The following is a 16,310-nucleotide window of genomic DNA, read 5'->3' on the forward strand; positions in this document are numbered from 1 at the left end:
TCTAATTAGTTGTCAATTTTACCAATGAAGCGGTAGCCTTCACCATGGATGGTGCTGATAAGCTCAGATGTGCTGTTATCGCTTTCAAAGTGTTTTCGAATACGACGAATTGTTACATCAACTGTACGGTCGTTAGCACGTAGCTCGCGGCCAGTCATATGCTTAATAAGTTGTTCACGGCTAAAGATACGGCCAGGAGAATCAAGCATTAAGCGTAACGCACGGTATTCACCTTTAGGCAGACGTTTAGCATCGCCACTTGGTGATGTTAAACAACGGCTGTTTTCATCAAGTTCCCAACCGTTAAATGTAATAACACCATTTGTTTCGATATTAGCTTCTTCGCCACCTAACGCTGTACGAGAGATTAGGTTGCGCGCACGAATCGTTAGTTCGCGAGGGTTGAACGGCTTAGTGATGTAATCATCTGCACCAATTTCAAGACCTAGAATACGGTCAACGTCGTTGTCACGACCTGTTAAGAAAATCAGGCCAACATTGCGTTTTTGACGTAATTCACGAGCTAAGATTAACCCGTTTTTACCTGGTAGGTTGATGTCCATAACTACAAGGTTCACATCATCATTATTTGTAAGCTTGTCATGCATATCATCGCCATCAATGGCTTCAATAACTTTGTAACCTTCAGCTTCAAATAAACTAACGAGGTTTAGTCGAGTTACGTCTTCATCCTCTACGATCAGAATGACTGGCGTTTGCATTGTATATTAACCTTTTCGGAAATTTTATTTACAAAAATTCGGTATTATCAAGCAAAACCGAATACTAGAGATTATAGGAGTAGATCCAATTGTTAACAAGTAAAATCAATTTGGATAAAACTTAGCCATAGCTAACAATCGAGATTGCACTTTAAAGTTCTGCTGCAATACGTGCTGCTTATTGATATACAGTCGGATTTTATTCCCTTCTTGAACCAGAGAGGCTATGCCGCCGTTTTCTAAAAAACTGATACTTTCACCTATTGTTAAAGTATCCAATGAAATTGTATCGGTCCAAAGTGGAAGTATATCATTTTCTAATGTTTCATCAATGTATGTGATATCACAAAGTTGAGAAAGTTCAGAAATTTGCTGAGTTTTTTTAACTAATATCACATTAATTGGTTTGTTGTTAATTTGCAGTTCATCTCGGTCCTTCATAAATGCACCAGGACCACTATTTAAACTGTAAAAACAAAATGACACAGGGCGTGCAGTGTCATCATGTGTGAACTCAACAAACTTCGCAATTTGAAATAAAAATGCCGACTTTACTTGGTCAGGCGACTTAGCCTGCGCGGGGTATGTTATAAGCACTAATACAAATAGATAAAAGAGCGCTCTCATTAAACTACACCTTCGTTCAATGGCAGAGTAATAATAAAGTGAGCGCCTTCATTACTTAGCTCATCGTAAATAATGCTGCCCCCTAATGCTTGGGTAACTAAATTATAAACGAGGTGCATGCCTAGACCACTTCCACCTTCGCCACGTTTGGTGGTAACAAAGGGATCAAAAATTCGTTTTTTAATCGATTTGTCTACCCCAACGCCATTGTCGAAATAATGAATGACTAAGCTGCTCTCATTACGCTCAACGTCAAAGGTTATTTCGTTATTTTGATTGTCAGTAAAAGCGTGTATCACGGAGTTACTTAACAGTTGTTGTAAGATCTGTTGCAGCGGCCCTGACTTTGTTTCGATGCTAATGTCGTGACTGCAATTAATGTTTACTTTAGGGCTGCGGTATTCAATTTCTGAACGCATTGAGAGCACAACATCACTTAATAGGTTATGTAAGTTAACCAGAGAAGTCATTTCGCCATCTTGGTTTACAGCCACCTTTTTGAAGCTCGACACCAGTTCGGCAGCGCGGTTGAGGTTACGATAAATTAAGTCGAGGTTTTCAATGCCATCATCTATAAAGCGTTTTAAATGTGCCGATGTTAAGGTTTTTTGTTCAAACAGCGTATTGATTTCAGCCAGCTTGTCACGCAACAGCGTCGACCCGGTGATCCCCAGACCAATTGGGGTGTTAACTTCGTGTGCGACCCCTGCAACCATTTGGCCCAACGAAGCCATTTTTTCGTTTTCAACGATTTGGTTTTGATATTGATGCATTCGCTCAAGGGTGTTGAGTAGCTCTTGGTTTGCTTCACGAAGGGCAATGGTTCGCTGATTTACTTTTTCTTCAAGGCTTTGGTTGAGTTGTTTTATCTCTTGTTTGTCTTTTTCATGGCGCTCAATTTGTTTTTGAGTGCGCGCAAGCATGATATTTAAGCTGCCCGCGAGTTGATTTATTTCATCAATATTGGTTTTTTGCGCGCGCGTTTCATAATTATGATTTTTAGAAACGTCTTGCAGTAACACACTCAGCTCATCAATGGGGTTTGCAATACGCTTTTGAATACTTCGCGCAACAAAAAACACTAATACCAGTACGAACAGCGTCAGTAGGATATCAATCATAATTTTATGATTAATGTATTCATTTAATCGGTCTAGACCACCGCGAATATACACATAGCCAATGGTGTTCCCCTCGTAAACGATAGGGGTAACAAGCTCAATAACCTTATCTTTAACATTAGGTACTAATAAGTCATTAATACTACCAACTTTAATCGGAACGGGCGGCGTTTTGCTGGCGTTAAAGCTACTGAAAAAAACCGGTTCATTAGAAAGCTCGTCAATAGAGTAAATATGAATGTTTTTTATTAAAGGCACTGACTCAAATGATTTTAAGCGCTCAGTTTCTGTTTCGTTATCGTCGAATAGCACGGTAACTTGTGCGTTGTATGCGACAATTTTAGATAAAATAGTAATCTTATCGATGATGAGTGATTTTTGCTCTTTTACATCAAGGTAGGTCGAAATAGAAATAGATAGCGACAAACAGAGTGCGGTAACTAACATTACTGCGTTAGTTAAAGCTTTGCGAATACTTGTTTGTGCAGAGAATATTGACATGCGCTGTCTAAAGCCAATCTTTTTAGTATTATTAGTAACTTCTTAGTCTAGCAAAGACAACAAAAAGTAACTAAATAATAAGAAAAATATTTCAACAACCAATATTAATTAACGAAAACTAAGCCGCTGAGTAAACTGAAAACTTGGTATTTTTGAAGTCAGTTGTGTATTGACCAAATTGTGCTTCAAGAATAGGAGGGTATTTCAAAAAGCTGTTCGCGACGATTGTAAGCTTACCCTGTTTAGTAAGGTGTTGTTTTGCATTAGCTAAAAACGCTTCAGCAATTGTGTAGTCCGTCGCAATGCCGGTATGAAAAGGTGGATTACTGATTATTAAATCAAATTTACCATCAATACTTTCAAGACCATCACTTAATATTGCGTCACCTTGTAAATTGTTTAACGCAAGAGTCTGTGTGGTTGCATAGGTTGCAAGTGCGCTGACATCACTGCAAGTAAACACAAGGTCAGGGTGTTTAATACCTAAATAGGCGGCAATTACACCAGCCCCACAAGCAAAATCGAGTACTTTACCTTTACTGATATTAGGGGCGTTATTTAATAGCACAGCGGTCCCTACATCGAGTGCGCCATGGTTAAATACCCCCGGTACACTGATAGCGGTAAATTCAAGATCGCCCGCTTTAACTTGAAATGGCTTGTGGTAACGGCTGATATCAAAACTATCGTTTAATGTCAGCTCAGAAAAAAGGTATAGAATACAGTGTTTGGCGCTATCGATTTTGTTACTAAAACCACATAAATCCTTAAGCTGTTTTTCTGCTGACTTAACGCCACCTTTTTTTTCACCAACAATAAGAAGCTGTGCATCTTCTTTACAAATAGCGCGAATATTATCAAGACACATTAAAGCTTCAGGCTTCGCTTTAGGGTAGTAATAGATAACTAAGTCGTAATTCCCTTCAGGAATAGTGTGATCAACCACCGCGCGTATGCCATTAATTTTACTGGCATACTGTGCATTTGCGTGGTTATAGCTAAATGCAGTTATGGCCGCATTTGGGTTTAATGCTTTTAGCTCTCGTAAAAAGCCATCTTGTTCAAAGTTAACCACTAAAATGGATTGCCCAACTAACTCTTCGTCGTTGCGAAGTAATAATAAACTGGGGTTGGTTAACTTACTCATTCTGGCTTTACCTTATGTTACTTCGTACGTTCAAACATTAAATCCCATACACCGTGACCTAGACGGTGACCGCGTTGCTCAAATTTAGTCAACGGGCGAGAATCAGGGCGAGGAACATAATCGTTTGTTTCAGATTGGTTTTTGTAACCTTCTGCAACTTGCATAACTTCTAGCATGTGTTCTGCGTAATTTTCCCAGTCTGTTGCCATATGGAAAACCCCACCTATTTTCAACTTGCTACGTAGTTTTTGTGCAAATTCAGGTTGCACGATACGACGCTTGTGGTGACGCTTTTTATGCCATGGATCAGGGAAAAACAGTTGCAGCTTAGATAAGCTTTCATCGGCAATACAGTCAGCCAACACTTCAATAGCATCGTGCTCAAATACACGTAGATTGGTAATACCCGCTTCATCGGCATCCATTAAACATGCACCCACACCTGGGCGATGTACTTCGATACCAATAAAGTTTAACTCAGGGGCATTTTTGGCCATTTCAACAAGTGATTTACCCATACCAAAGCCGATTTCTAATACGATATCGTTATCGTTACCAAAGACGTCTTTCAGGTCGAGCATGCCGTTTTTATGCTCAAGGCCCATTGTTGGCCAACACTTTTCGATGGCGGCTGCTTGGCCTTTAGTTAGGCGACCTTCGCGCTTAACGAAACTACGAATAGTGCGGATATATTTACCCTCTTGCTTTGCTTGCTCGAGGTTAGGGTTACTTGAGTCATTCATATAATTTGGCCTGATAAAAACACGGACTATAGAAAAAGGGTGCGTATTATCCCTGACCAGCGCCTTGAGTACAATAGTTAGGACCTGTTTATCTTTCGAGATTAATTTTGCTGTAGTGAATTTGATATTGAGGCATGGCGGAGTTTATGACGTGGAGAGGGGGCATAATTGGCAAAAGCGCTGTGTCGCTGTTAATTACGCGAATAAATATGCGAAGCGCTTTTGCTCTATTTAAGGACGGATTAACACTTATATTAACTCTTATTTAATCCTGTAAGGGTAACACGCCTCGATGCTGGGTTTTCACTTGCTTGGCCTAACTAACTGCAATAGACTGAGCCGCAATGAGCTTCAGCAAGTAAAGATGTTATTTTGAATTTAAGCAATAAGGAGTCAACTTGGTTTGCTAACCAAGTGGTTGACTGGTATCACCTTCATGGTCGTAAGACACTGCCATGGCAGTTAAATAAAACCCCTTACAAAGTATGGATCTCCGAAGTGATGTTGCAACAGACGCAAGTGATCACTGTTATCCCATACTTTGAGAAGTTTATGCAAAGCTTCCCTGATATTATCGCGCTCGCTAATGCTGATGAAGATCAGGTATTACATCACTGGACTGGGCTTGGTTATTACGCCCGTGCCCGTAATTTACATAAAACAGCAAAAATAGTCCGTGATAAATACCAAGGCAAGTTTCCTACAACACTCGAAGAAGTCATGGATTTACCTGGCATTGGCCGCTCGACTGCAGGCGCTATTTTATCGTTATCGCTGGGTCAACATCACCCTATTTTAGATGGTAATGTTAAGCGGGTTCTTGCGCGGTTCTTTATGGTTGAGGGCTGGTACGGGGTTAAAAAAGTTGAAAACCAGCTTTGGTCGTTATCGTCTCAGTTAACCCCCAAAGAGTCGGTTACTGAATTTAACCAAGCCATGATGGACTTAGGAGCAAGTCTTTGTTCTCGCAGTAAGTTTGATTGTCAGCCATGCCCGTTAAAGAGTAAATGTCAGGCATTTAATCAAGGTAAAGTGAAAGAGTTTCCACACTCAAAACCTAAAAAAGCGGTGCCTAAAAAAGCGTGTCATCAACTTATTTTAGCCTGTGACAATAAAGTATTAATGGAAAAGCGGCCAAGTAGCGGTATTTGGGGAGGTTTATTTGGCTTTTTTGAATTTACCGAGTACAGCGAGTTAGAACACTTTTTAGCACAACATGGTTTAACTGATAACACGCAAGCACTTGAGGCATTTACCCATATATTCTCGCATTTTGAATTAACCATTAACCCACATGTGCTAACCTTACCGGCAATTCCTGATTTTATTAACGAGCGCCAACTTGTTTGGTATCCGCTTGACGAATCGGTTGAAGTTGGGTTGGCTGCACCCACTAAAAAGCTGGTTAAACAATTAAGCACAATAGATTACAATAGCATCACGCAATAAGAGTAGAGAGCAATTATGGCACGTACAGTATTTTGTCAAAAGTTACAAAAAGAAGCTGAAGGCTTAGGCTTCCAACTATACCCAGGTGAGCTTGGTGAAAAGATTTTCAACAACATCAGCAAAGAAGCGTGGGGCCAATGGCAGCATAAGCAAACAATGCTGATCAATGAAAAACATTTAAATATGATGGACCCAGAGCACCGTGCTTTTTTAGAAGAGCAAATGGTAGGGTTTTTATTTGAAGGTAAAGACGTAGAAATTGAAGGCTACCGTCCACCTGAAAAATAATAGAAAAGGGCCAAAAGGCCCTTTTTTATTGCTCGGTTTCAGCTTTTTTAATTTGCTCTTTGAGAAACTGCGCCACCTTAGAGTACTCAATTTCAAAACCATCACGCAGCTCAATTAGCTCATCGCTGGTTGGCTCTTCGTTTTTGCAAAAGAGCTCAAATTCAGCGGCAAGCTCGGCGACTTTCATCGCACCAATCGTTTTCGAAATTGATTTTAGCTGGTGGCACGACGAAATAATGCTGTCGATGTCATGTTCAATGACACCCGCATTAATATTTTTAGTCAATTGATTACTTTGCTCTAAATACATTTTAAAGAAGCGCAGTTTTTTAGCCTCATCGTTATTAATATATTTAGCGAGCATGTTCATATCGATAGGCATAGCTGATTTTTTGACTTCAACCGATGTGCTTTGTGGATTTCTTTTGTTAGACCACTTTAATAAGGTGGATTCAAGCACATTTAATTCAACAGGCTTAGTGATGTAATCATTCATACCAATGCTCAAGCAACGATCTTTTTCACCTTTAAGCGCATTCGCTGTGATTGCTACTATATACGGTTGTGCATTAATGTCTTCTAGCTGAGAAGCTTCTTCGCGAATACTTTTCACCATGTCGTAACCTGACATTTTTGGCATGTGTAAGTCGGTGAGAATAATCGCATAGTGATTTTTTCGCCACAGCTCTAAACCTTGTTGGCCATTTTCTGCCAACTCGACCCCGTAACCGAGTAAATGAAGTTGGTCAGTTAACACTTGCTGGTTTAAAACATTATCTTCCACTAACAGAATAAGCTTATTTTCCTCGCGCGCTTGTTCAACGCTTAAGTAGTTGTTAAATGTTTTTGCAGAAGTAATTTGTTTTGGCTGATGTAAGCCCGCAGCAACAAGTAGCGACATCATAAAGTTAGACTTACACAGTGGGGCAGCATTTAAATAGAAAATATTTTTATGATTAACGGCTGCTTCATCTAATTTACTGAGAACGATTACTTGTTGGTGGTTATCTTCTAGCGTGTAAAGCAGGCGGCGCAATATATAATTAATGTCCTCCATGCTTTCGATCCCATCGAGAACCCAAATAATATCTTTACTGTCTTGTTCTGCTTCTATTTTTTCGTTGCTGTCGGCAATGACGGCGGTGGCTCCCATAAACGAGAGATAGCGCGTTAATAGTTTTTTACGGCCATCATGATTCGTAACAACTACAACGCGCTGATCTTTAATGACGTGTTTATGTGCAAAATCGACTTTACCTTGCGTGCTAAAAGGAAGTTCTACAATAAATTCACTGCCGATACCCAAGTCACTAGTGACAGAAATAGTGCCCAGCATAAGCTCTGTTAAGCTTTTACAAATGGATAACCCCAGGCCTGTCCCACCGTATTCACGCGTAATTGAGCTTTCGGCTTGTATAAAGGGATTAAATATTTCGCCAAGTTGTGCGCGTGTCATCCCTTTGCCATTATCAGAAACACTAAAGCGTAAGGTGTAGTGATCGGTGGTATTTTGCACCACTTCTACTGATATTTTTACGCAGCCTTTACGGTTATCATCGGTGGTGGTGAACTTAATGGCGTTACTACATAGGTTGTACAGTACTTGGCGTACGCGAACAGTATCTCCAATCAGGTTGGTTGGAATGTCGGGGGCAATGGCAAGCTCAAGGTCAAGATCGCGCTTTCTCGCGACAGAGGACAACACCCGCGCGACCTCTTCAATGGTGTCTGACACTGAAAATGGCGTATTATCTATATTAAGTTTACCCGCCTCGATTTTAGAAAAATCAAGAATATCATCCAAAATTCCCAATAATGAAAACGCTGAGTCTCTAATAATGGTGCTTAGTCTATGTTGCGCTCCATCAAGTTCTGTTTGACGCAGTAAATCAATTGTACCAATCACGCCATTCATGGGAGTGCGAATTTCATGACTCATGGTTGCTAAAAAGGTCGTTTTGGTTTCGTTTGCTTGTTCTGCTTTTAAGGTGGCTTGTTCAAGGGCCAGTGTTCTGCTTTGTACCTCTGCTTCAAGACCGCTTTGTAGTTTTTCTAAGTCTTGCTGAGCGGCTTTGTTTTCGGTAATAACCGACAACACTTTATTAAGTAATTGATTAATATTTTTAGCGACTTTATCTAAGCCAAAATCGAGCTCTTCTGTCACCTGCGTTTGATAATCGGCATTTTGTGTTATTACCATTAATTCGTTGCTGAGTGATTCGCTGTTTTTCATAAAACGCTTATTAATTAATACACTCAAGGCAAATGATAAAATAACTAAAGCTAAAAGCGTTAAACCCGCGAGGGCATACGAGAGCGCGGCTGATTCTATGATTGGTTGCTGCTGTGGATGTTGTTTTACTATAAGCTCACCAACGGGTTGATCATTCAGCTCAAGCACCGTATGAATAATTGTGCCTTGAGCAAGTTGCTGGTCCACTTTACTTGAAGCGATAAGCGCCTCTTTGTTATTAGCGTAGACAAGCGATGCATCGCCATTAATTTCGTATCTATATAAGTAGTAATCAAAATCTTTATTAAGCAATAGGCTTAAATCGAGTACTTCTTTAACTTTATCTTGTCCAGGCATAGTGAGTGCGCTGATAAGTGGTGCAGATAATAACTCTGAAACTTCTATTGCAGTTAAGCGAGGGGGCTCTGTTTGCTTCGGCGCGTTACTGGTTGGGTAAAAGGAGTAAGCAACCACCGCTAATAGGGTGATAACTACGTTTGTTATTATAAAAAGAGGTAATAGGCCTTTTACAGTAGAGGTCGATTTACTCGGCATGGGTCTTATCCAATAATTTTACAGCAAAATTAAGCAGTTCCTTGATGGTAGAACAATCCTACCATCAACGAAGAAAAATTCACCACGTTTTTACCTAAGGAAACCAAATAACAATTAGAGTAAACTATCAGAAAGCGTCAGTTTGATGCTTAAATAACCGTAAAAGTATTAAAAATAGCAATCTTGATGGAAAACTGTTCAAACAGTTATAAAGCTCAAAAAAAAAGTTGACTTGCGAAGGCAAAACCCGTTTAATACGCCGCACGCCCAGATAGCTCAGTCGGTAGAGCAGAGGATTGAAAATCCTCGTGTCGGTGGTTCGATTCCGCCTCTGGGCACCATTATTAAAAATATTGGTGTTTTAAATCAAAAGATTATAACATCAATATAGTGCAGCAGCACACAGCTTTAGTGTGCCGACTTAGCTCAGTTGGTAGAGCAACTGACTTGTAATCAGTAGGTCATCCGTTCAACTCGGATAGTCGGCACCATTTATTAAACAATTAGTAAATTGTTAAGCCCAGATAGCTCAGTCGGTAGAGCAGAGGATTGAAAATCCTCGTGTCGGTGGTTCGATTCCGCCTCTGGGCACCATTATTTGATAATTACTTTTAAAGTGATTATAGTGCACAACGCACACAGTTTTAGTGTGCCGACTTAGCTCAGTTGGTAGAGCAACTGACTTGTAATCAGTAGGTCATCCGTTCAACTCGGATAGTCGGCACCATTTATTAAACAATTAGTAAATTGTTATGCCCAGATAGCTCAGTCGGTAGAGCAGAGGATTGAAAATCCTCGTGTCGGTGGTTCGATTCCGCCTCTGGGCACCATTATTTAAAAGCCTCGCTATTGCGGGGCTTTTTTGTTTCTGTTGCAAAAAATAGTAACAAGTAATGGTCATAGGCTTTGAGTGTTAAACCGGTCGCTCCTAATACAGTTTCACTCTGGGTTGCTTTTTCTCCTCAAATTGCTCCCAGCTTACGTTTGAACGTTGTAACTCTAATCTCATCGCTAAATACCTGCCGTTTATCGTACTACAACGTCAACGAGTGTAATTTTATGTAAAGTCAGTTGAGCAAAACTTAATGCAATGCTTGAATTACACTCATAAATAGTTATTTTTCAGGTTTTTATGATGAATTGGCAATGTAGGCCAAGTTTAGTTGCCTTAAGTGTGGTTTTGCTAAGTGCATGCGCAAGCCAGCCAACGAATAGTGAACGAGTACCAGAACTTGAAGCTATACCAAACGCTTGGCAACAACTAGACAGTGCTTCAAAAGTATTAGCTGTGAAGGGTAATTGGTTACAGCAGTTACAAGATCCACAGGTGCTGAGCTTAGTTGAACAGGCTTTAGCGAATAATCAGGGGATTTTACAAGCGGGTTATGATGTTGCAATTAAAGAGCAACAACTCGTTGCTGCGGGGGCGGCTTTGTGGCCAAGCTTAGACTTATCAACACGAACTAGCCGCAGTAAAGATAACCGCCCGGTAAATTACAATAATGCAAGTTCAGCATCACTTGAGCTCGGATACGAAGTTGATTTATGGGGTAAGTTGTCGGCGTCAGAGCGCCAAGCTAACTTAGAATACTTAGCAGAGAAAGCGTCGTTTGAGCAAGCTAAGCAGCAGTTAGTTGCTGATGTTGTTTCGGGTTGGTTTAATGTGATCAGCAATCATAAATTGCTCGATCTTTATAAGCAGCGCGAACAAAATGCAGAACAAAACTTATCAATCATTGAATCTGGTTACCGCCAAGGTCTAAACGAAGCACTGGATGTTTACCTTGCTCGCAATGAGCTAAATACAGAGCGTTCAAACATTGCTGAGCAGCAAGCTACGTTAACAAAATCAATTCGTGATTTAGAGCGTTTAACAGGGCAATACCCCAGAGGAGCGCTTACGGTCAGCGCAGACTTACCTTTACTTGATAATGCCATACCGCTTGGTTTGCCGTCTGAGCTTATTACCCGTAAACCTGATTTAATGGCCAGTTGGTATCAATTACTCAGCACCGATGCCGGTCTTGCGTATGCGCACAAACAGCGTTTTCCAAGCTTGAACTTATCAGCCTCAATCAGTGATAGCACTGATCGAATGAGTGATTTATTTTCGCCTTCAAGCCTTGCTTGGTCTTTACTTGGCAGCATTTCGATGCCGTTATTTGAAGGCGGACGTTTAAAAGCGAACGAAGAGCAAGCTAGGCTCAATGTTAAACGCCAAGAACAAGTTTACTTAGCGACTCTTTATGATGCATTTAACGATGTTGAAACAGCAATAAGCCAAGAGCAAGCGCTAAAAGTGCGTTACGAAAAAACACTTGAAGCACAAAAAAATGCCATCGCGGCAGAGCAACTTGCTTTTGAGCAATATCAAAGTGGTTTGGTAACGTACACCACGGTTCTGGATGCACAAGACCGCTCTTTTAACGCACAAAGTTCAGTCATTCAAATTAAAAACCAACTTATCATCAACAGAATCAACTTACATATTGCCCTCGGGGGTGATTTTAGTGAAGCAAACACCGAAGTAGCAGAGCAATAATCATGAAAAGCAAAACTCGTAAAATATTAATTCCACTCGTAGTGATAATCGTGACGGTACTTTTAGTGATGTTTATAAAAGGGAATCCGCCGCAAGCTAATCGCTTTTCATCACCTCCTAAAGCAAAAGTGAATGTTGCTGTTGAGAGCCTCACACCGCAAAGCTTTCAAATTATGATCGACAGTTTTGGTACAGTGAAACCGCGCACACAGAGTAAGTTGGTTGCGCAGGCCTCAGGACAAATCATTAAAATAAGTGAGCAATTCCGTGAAGGGGGCTTTTTTGAAAAAGGCGATGTACTTGTACAGCTTGATGATAGAGATCACCGCGCTGAAGTTAAATCAGCGCAAGCCGCACTATTAACCGCTGAACAAAGTTTACTTGAAGAGCAAGCGCGTGGCCGACAAGCAATGACTGATTGGCAGCGCTTAGGTAAAGGCGAAGAAGCGAGTAGCTTAGTACTTCGCAAACCTCAACTGGCAGCCGCAGAGGCGAGTGTATTATCGGCACAAGCCAACCTTGAAAAAGCAAAACTTGATTTAGAGCGAACTAAAATAACCGCGCCTTATGCAGGACGAGTGTTAAGCCGTAGTGTTGATTTAGGCCAAGTTGTTAGCAATAACATGGAAATAGCCATTATTTATGCTGTAGACAGTGTTGAAATTAGGCTACCTATTAAAAATAAAGACTTACCGTTTATTAATTTGCCGGAGCAATTCCGCGATGGTGCTAAAAATAGTGCGGGTTCACTTGTTGAGTTCAGCTCAAACCTAGTAGGCAAACAGCATTGGCAAGGCCAAGTGATTCGTACCGAAGGTGCGATTGATGAAAGTGCTCAGCAACTTTATGTTGTGGCTCAAATTCACGACCCGTATAAAGCCACAAGCGATAACCAGTACCCCATTAAAATTGGTCAATATATTAAAGCGCAGATTAAAGGTAAAACCGTTGAGAATGCTTTAGTTATTCCAAACAGTGCAATTTACCAAGGCAGCTATGTGTACACCGAGGAAAAAGGGGTTTTACGTCGAAAAGACATTACGCTGGCTTGGCAAAATGCAACTCAGGCAATCGTGGCTGATGGTTTATCGGCTGGAGATAATTTAGTGCTTACACCACTTGGGCAAGTAAGTTCAGGTACGCAAGTAACGGTAATGGGCAGCGAAGCTTATCAAGCTACGCGCGCGGATACACCGCGACTAAGCCGCGAAGAGCTTGAAAAGCAAGCAAAAGAGCAAGGCATTACGGTTAAAAAATTGATTGAGCAACGCCGCGCCGCTCGTGAGCAAGGAGCGCAATAATGATAGCTTGGTTCACAAAAAATCATGTTGCAGCTAACTTATTGCTGATCAGCATTTTATTAGCGGGGTTATTTAGCGTTTCAACGCAAATACCGCTTGAGGTGTTCCCATCATTTGAATCTGATCGCATCAGCGTCAGCGTCTCATTACGTGGCTCTACACCTGAAGACGTCGAAAAAGGGGTCACAATCCGAATCGAAGAAGCGGTGCAAGATTTAGAAGGTGTAAAACGCATAACGAGTCGCTCAGCTGAAGGCTCGGCTTCGGTCACAATTGAAGTCGAAACAGGTTATGACCCGCGAGAGTTATTAGCGGATATAAAAAGCCGAGTCGATGCGATTAATACCTTTCCGGTTGATGCTGAAAAGCCGATAGTGTCGCTCGCTGAATGGAAACGTGAAGTAATAGCGGTCACCGTTTCAAGTATTTATGGTGAAAAAGAAACCTTAGAATATGCAGAAACAGTGCGCGATGAATTGTTGCGCCTACCTAGCGTGACTCAGGTTGAGCTAAGTGGGGTGCGCAATTATGAAATTGCTATTGAGGTAAGCAAAGATACCTTGCGTCAATACGATTTAAGTTTGTCGGATATCTCTTCTGCTATTCGTAATTCAAGTACCGATGTCTCAGCAGGTAACTTAAAAACAGAAGGGGGTGATGTGCTTATTCGCTCTAAAGGGCAGGCATATCGTAAAGATGAGTTTTCAAAGATTGTAATTAAGCATCAAGCAGATGGCACGATCATTCGTTTGGGAGACATTGCTAGCATTAAAGACGATTTTGAAGAAACCCCGGTACGCACGCGTTTTAATGGTAAACAAGCCGCCTTTATTGATGTTTATCGTATTGGCCCACAAAGTGCGATTGAAGTTGCAGATGCCGTGAAAAACTTTATTGTCGCACAGCAAGATAACCTGCCTGAAGGCTTCGAATTAAGCTACTGGGATGATGACTCAGAAGTGGTAAAAAGTCGTATTGCAACCCTCACCAGCAATGCGATTCAAGGTGGCATTCTGGTGCTTGCTTTGCTGACACTGTTTTTACGTCCCGCTATCGCATTTTGGGTGTTTATTGGTATACCGGTATCGTTTATGGGGGCATTTTTAGTGATGCCACTATTTGGTATCACATTAAATGTTATTAGTTTATTTGGCTTTATTTTAGTGCTGGGTATTGTTGTGGATGATGCGATTGTCACCGGCGAGAATGTCTATACCCACTTAAAAACAGCCGAAACAGGCGAGCAGGCTGCAATTCGTGGTACACAAGAAGTAGCGACCCCAGTGACATTTGGGGTATTGACTACGGTGGCAGCATTTTTACCGCTTGCCTTTATTGAAGGTGCGCGTGGTGCTATTTTCGCGCAAATCCCCGTGGTGGTTATTCCTGTATTACTGTTCTCGTTAATTGAGTCTAAGTTTGTATTACCGGCACATTTAAAGTATTTAAAGCTGCGCCACGAAAAGGGTGAGCCTACTAAGCTGGAGCGCTTACAACAGCGTTTTGCCGATGGCTTTGAGCATGCCATTATGAAATATTACCAACCGCTGCTTAATCACGCTCTTAAGAATAAACTGGCAACAGTCAGCTTGTTTGTGGGTATTTTCGTTATTATTTTAACGTTAATTACCAGTGGCTGGACAAAGTTTGTGTTCTTCCCACGCATTCCGAGTGAAACAGTGAGGGCATCAGTAACATTTCCTGCGGGTACACCGTTTGAAGTCACTAATAAATACGTGATTAAAATGTCTGATAAAGCAAAAGAGCTGCAAGATAAGTACCGTGACGAAGACGGTCAAAGTGTTATTTTAAACATTTTGGCTACTACAGGTGGCCGTGGTGGCGCGTCTAATTCGGGGAGTGTTCGGTTTGAAATTATGCCAGCAGAAAAACGCGAATCAGACATTGGCTCTCGAGAACTTGCGAGTGAATGGCGCGATTTAATTGGTATTATCCCCGGTGCGGAAAGCGTAACCTTTCGTGCTGAATTTGGTCGAACATCGAGCCCTATCGACGTACAGCTAACAGGCAATTCAATATCGACACTTGAGCAAGTTGCAGAAAAAGTAAAGCAACGTTTGGCAACATACCCAACAGTGTACGAAATTGCCGACAGCATGTCCGATGGTAAAGAAGAGCTGCAAATTGAGCTAACAGAGCAAGGTTTAGCGCTTGGTTTGAATCGCGTTGATGTGTCGCAGCAAATACGTAACTCGTTTTTTGGTGCGCAAGTACAGCGCATTCAGCGTGGTCGTGACGATGTACGTGTTATGGTGCGCTTACCCATTGATGAGCGCCGTTCAGTAGCCGATTTAAAAGATATTCTTATAAATACACCTAGCGGTGGTACGGTGCCATTGTCGCATGTTGCCACTTTAGTGCCGGGACAAAGCCCGTCATCAATTTACCGTATTGACCGATACCGTACGCTTAATGTGACTGCCGATGTTGAAAAGTCAAACACCAACATGACAGTGCTGCAGGCAGACTTAAAATCGTACCTTGATGAACTAATGCAGCAATTCCCTGGTGCAGACTATTCGCTTGAAGGTGAAGCTAAAGAGCAACGCGAGTCATTTGGGTCGCTTGCTTGGGGGCTGGTGTTTGTGTTTTTCATTATTTATGCGCTGTTGGCAATACCGTTTAAATCGTATATGCAGCCATTGATTGTCATGAGTGTGATCCCCTTTGGCATGATAGGTGCGGTAATGGGGCATTGGATCATGGGGATGGAGCTTACCATTATGAGCTTGCTCGGTATGCTGGCCTTGATTGGCGTGGTTGTGAATGACTCACTGGTGCTGGTTGATTTTATCAATAAAAAGCGCGAGGAGGGCGGTGACCTTCTTGAAACAGTTAAAATGGCGGGAGCATCGCGTTTTCGCCCAGTAATGCTCACCAGTTTAACCACTTTTATTGGTTTAATGCCGTTGTTATTTGAAAAAGCCACACAAGCACAATTCTTAATTCCGATGGCGGTAAGCCTTGGGTTTGGAATTATTTTTGCAACCCTTATTACCTTATTACTTGTTCCGGTTAATTACTTATTGATGGAACGTTTTCAGGGATGGTTTAAATAGG

Annotated in this window: 10 protein-coding genes, 5 tRNA genes and 1 pseudogene; 10 read left to right on the top strand and 6 right to left on the bottom strand. The window is 41.5% G+C overall.

Annotated features, from left to right (window positions below; genetic code table 11):
- Positions 1-5: 5 nt before the first annotated feature.
- The 5 genes from arcA to trmB form a co-directional block, all read right to left on the bottom strand.
- Positions 6-722, bottom strand: coding sequence for a two-component system response regulator ArcA (gene arcA, locus H3302_RS04030; RefSeq protein WP_036970449.1), 717 nt, complete (start codon positions 720-722; stop codon positions 6-8).
- Between the two features lie 105 nt (positions 723-827).
- Positions 828-1,349 carry a YfiR family protein gene (locus H3302_RS04035; protein ID WP_036970447.1) on the bottom strand — a complete coding sequence of 174 codons (522 nt, stop codon included), beginning with the start codon at positions 1,347-1,349 and terminating at the stop codon, positions 828-830.
- Complete coding sequence (locus tag H3302_RS04040) at positions 1,349-2,971, bottom strand: ATP-binding protein (protein WP_182396176.1); 1,623 nt, start codon at positions 2,969-2,971, stop codon at positions 1,349-1,351. Before H3302_RS04040 ends, H3302_RS04035 begins: the two co-directional genes overlap by 1 nt.
- A gap of 118 nt (positions 2,972-3,089) precedes the next feature.
- Positions 3,090-4,118, bottom strand: coding sequence for a methyltransferase (locus tag H3302_RS04045; protein WP_182396177.1), 1,029 nt, complete (start codon positions 4,116-4,118; stop codon positions 3,090-3,092).
- A 17-nt stretch (positions 4,119-4,135) separates the two neighbouring features.
- Positions 4,136-4,861 (bottom strand): tRNA (guanosine(46)-N7)-methyltransferase TrmB, encoded by a 726-nt coding sequence (gene trmB, locus H3302_RS04050; protein WP_074989461.1) that lies wholly within the window; start codon positions 4,859-4,861, stop codon positions 4,136-4,138.
- Positions 4,862-5,233: 372 nt separating this feature from the next.
- Here trmB and mutY point away from each other — a divergent pair, with 372 nt between their 5' ends.
- The gene (gene mutY / locus H3302_RS04055) at positions 5,234-6,310 is read left to right on the top strand and encodes an A/G-specific adenine glycosylase (protein ID WP_409076798.1); all 1,077 of its coding nucleotides are present in this window, start codon (positions 5,234-5,236) and stop codon (positions 6,308-6,310) included.
- A 15-nt stretch (positions 6,311-6,325) separates the two neighbouring features.
- On the top strand, positions 6,326-6,598 hold the full coding sequence (locus H3302_RS04060; RefSeq protein ID WP_036970432.1) for an oxidative damage protection protein: 273 nt from the start codon (positions 6,326-6,328) through the stop codon (positions 6,596-6,598).
- 25 nt (positions 6,599-6,623) lie between these two features.
- On the opposite strand, the gene H3302_RS04065 is transcribed toward H3302_RS04060, so the two are convergent.
- Positions 6,624-9,386: an ATP-binding protein gene (locus H3302_RS04065; protein ID WP_065978404.1), complete on the bottom strand. Its 2,763-nt coding sequence runs from the start codon at positions 9,384-9,386 to the stop codon at positions 6,624-6,626.
- 265 nt (positions 9,387-9,651) lie between these two features.
- Between H3302_RS04065 and H3302_RS04070 the strand changes: the two genes are divergently transcribed.
- From H3302_RS04070 to H3302_RS04105, 8 genes and pseudogenes are all read left to right on the top strand, one after another.
- Positions 9,652-9,727 (top strand) — tRNA-Phe (locus tag H3302_RS04070).
- Between the two features lie 74 nt (positions 9,728-9,801).
- Positions 9,802-9,877: transfer RNA gene (locus H3302_RS04075), tRNA-Thr, on the top strand.
- Between the two features lie 27 nt (positions 9,878-9,904).
- Positions 9,905-9,980, top strand: a tRNA-Phe gene (locus H3302_RS04080).
- A gap of 57 nt (positions 9,981-10,037) precedes the next feature.
- Positions 10,038-10,113 (top strand) — tRNA-Thr (locus tag H3302_RS04085).
- A gap of 27 nt (positions 10,114-10,140) precedes the next feature.
- Positions 10,141-10,216: transfer RNA gene (locus tag H3302_RS04090), tRNA-Phe, on the top strand.
- 305 nt (positions 10,217-10,521) lie between these two features.
- Positions 10,522-11,950 (top strand): annotated as a pseudogene (locus H3302_RS04095) (efflux transporter outer membrane subunit).
- Positions 11,931-13,229, top strand: coding sequence for an efflux RND transporter periplasmic adaptor subunit (locus H3302_RS04100; RefSeq protein ID WP_182396178.1), 1,299 nt, complete (start codon positions 11,931-11,933; stop codon positions 13,227-13,229). The pseudogene H3302_RS04095 and the gene H3302_RS04100 overlap by 20 nt, the downstream one beginning before the upstream one ends.
- The gene (locus H3302_RS04105) at positions 13,229-16,309 is read left to right on the top strand and encodes an efflux RND transporter permease subunit (RefSeq protein ID WP_065978401.1); all 3,081 of its coding nucleotides are present in this window, start codon (positions 13,229-13,231) and stop codon (positions 16,307-16,309) included. The genes H3302_RS04100 and H3302_RS04105 overlap by 1 nt, the downstream gene beginning before the upstream one ends.
- Position 16,310 lies beyond the last annotated feature (1 nt).

Source organism: Pseudoalteromonas sp. MT33b (assembly GCF_014117385.1).
Classification (GTDB): Bacteria; Pseudomonadota; Gammaproteobacteria; order Enterobacterales; family Alteromonadaceae; genus Pseudoalteromonas; species Pseudoalteromonas lipolytica.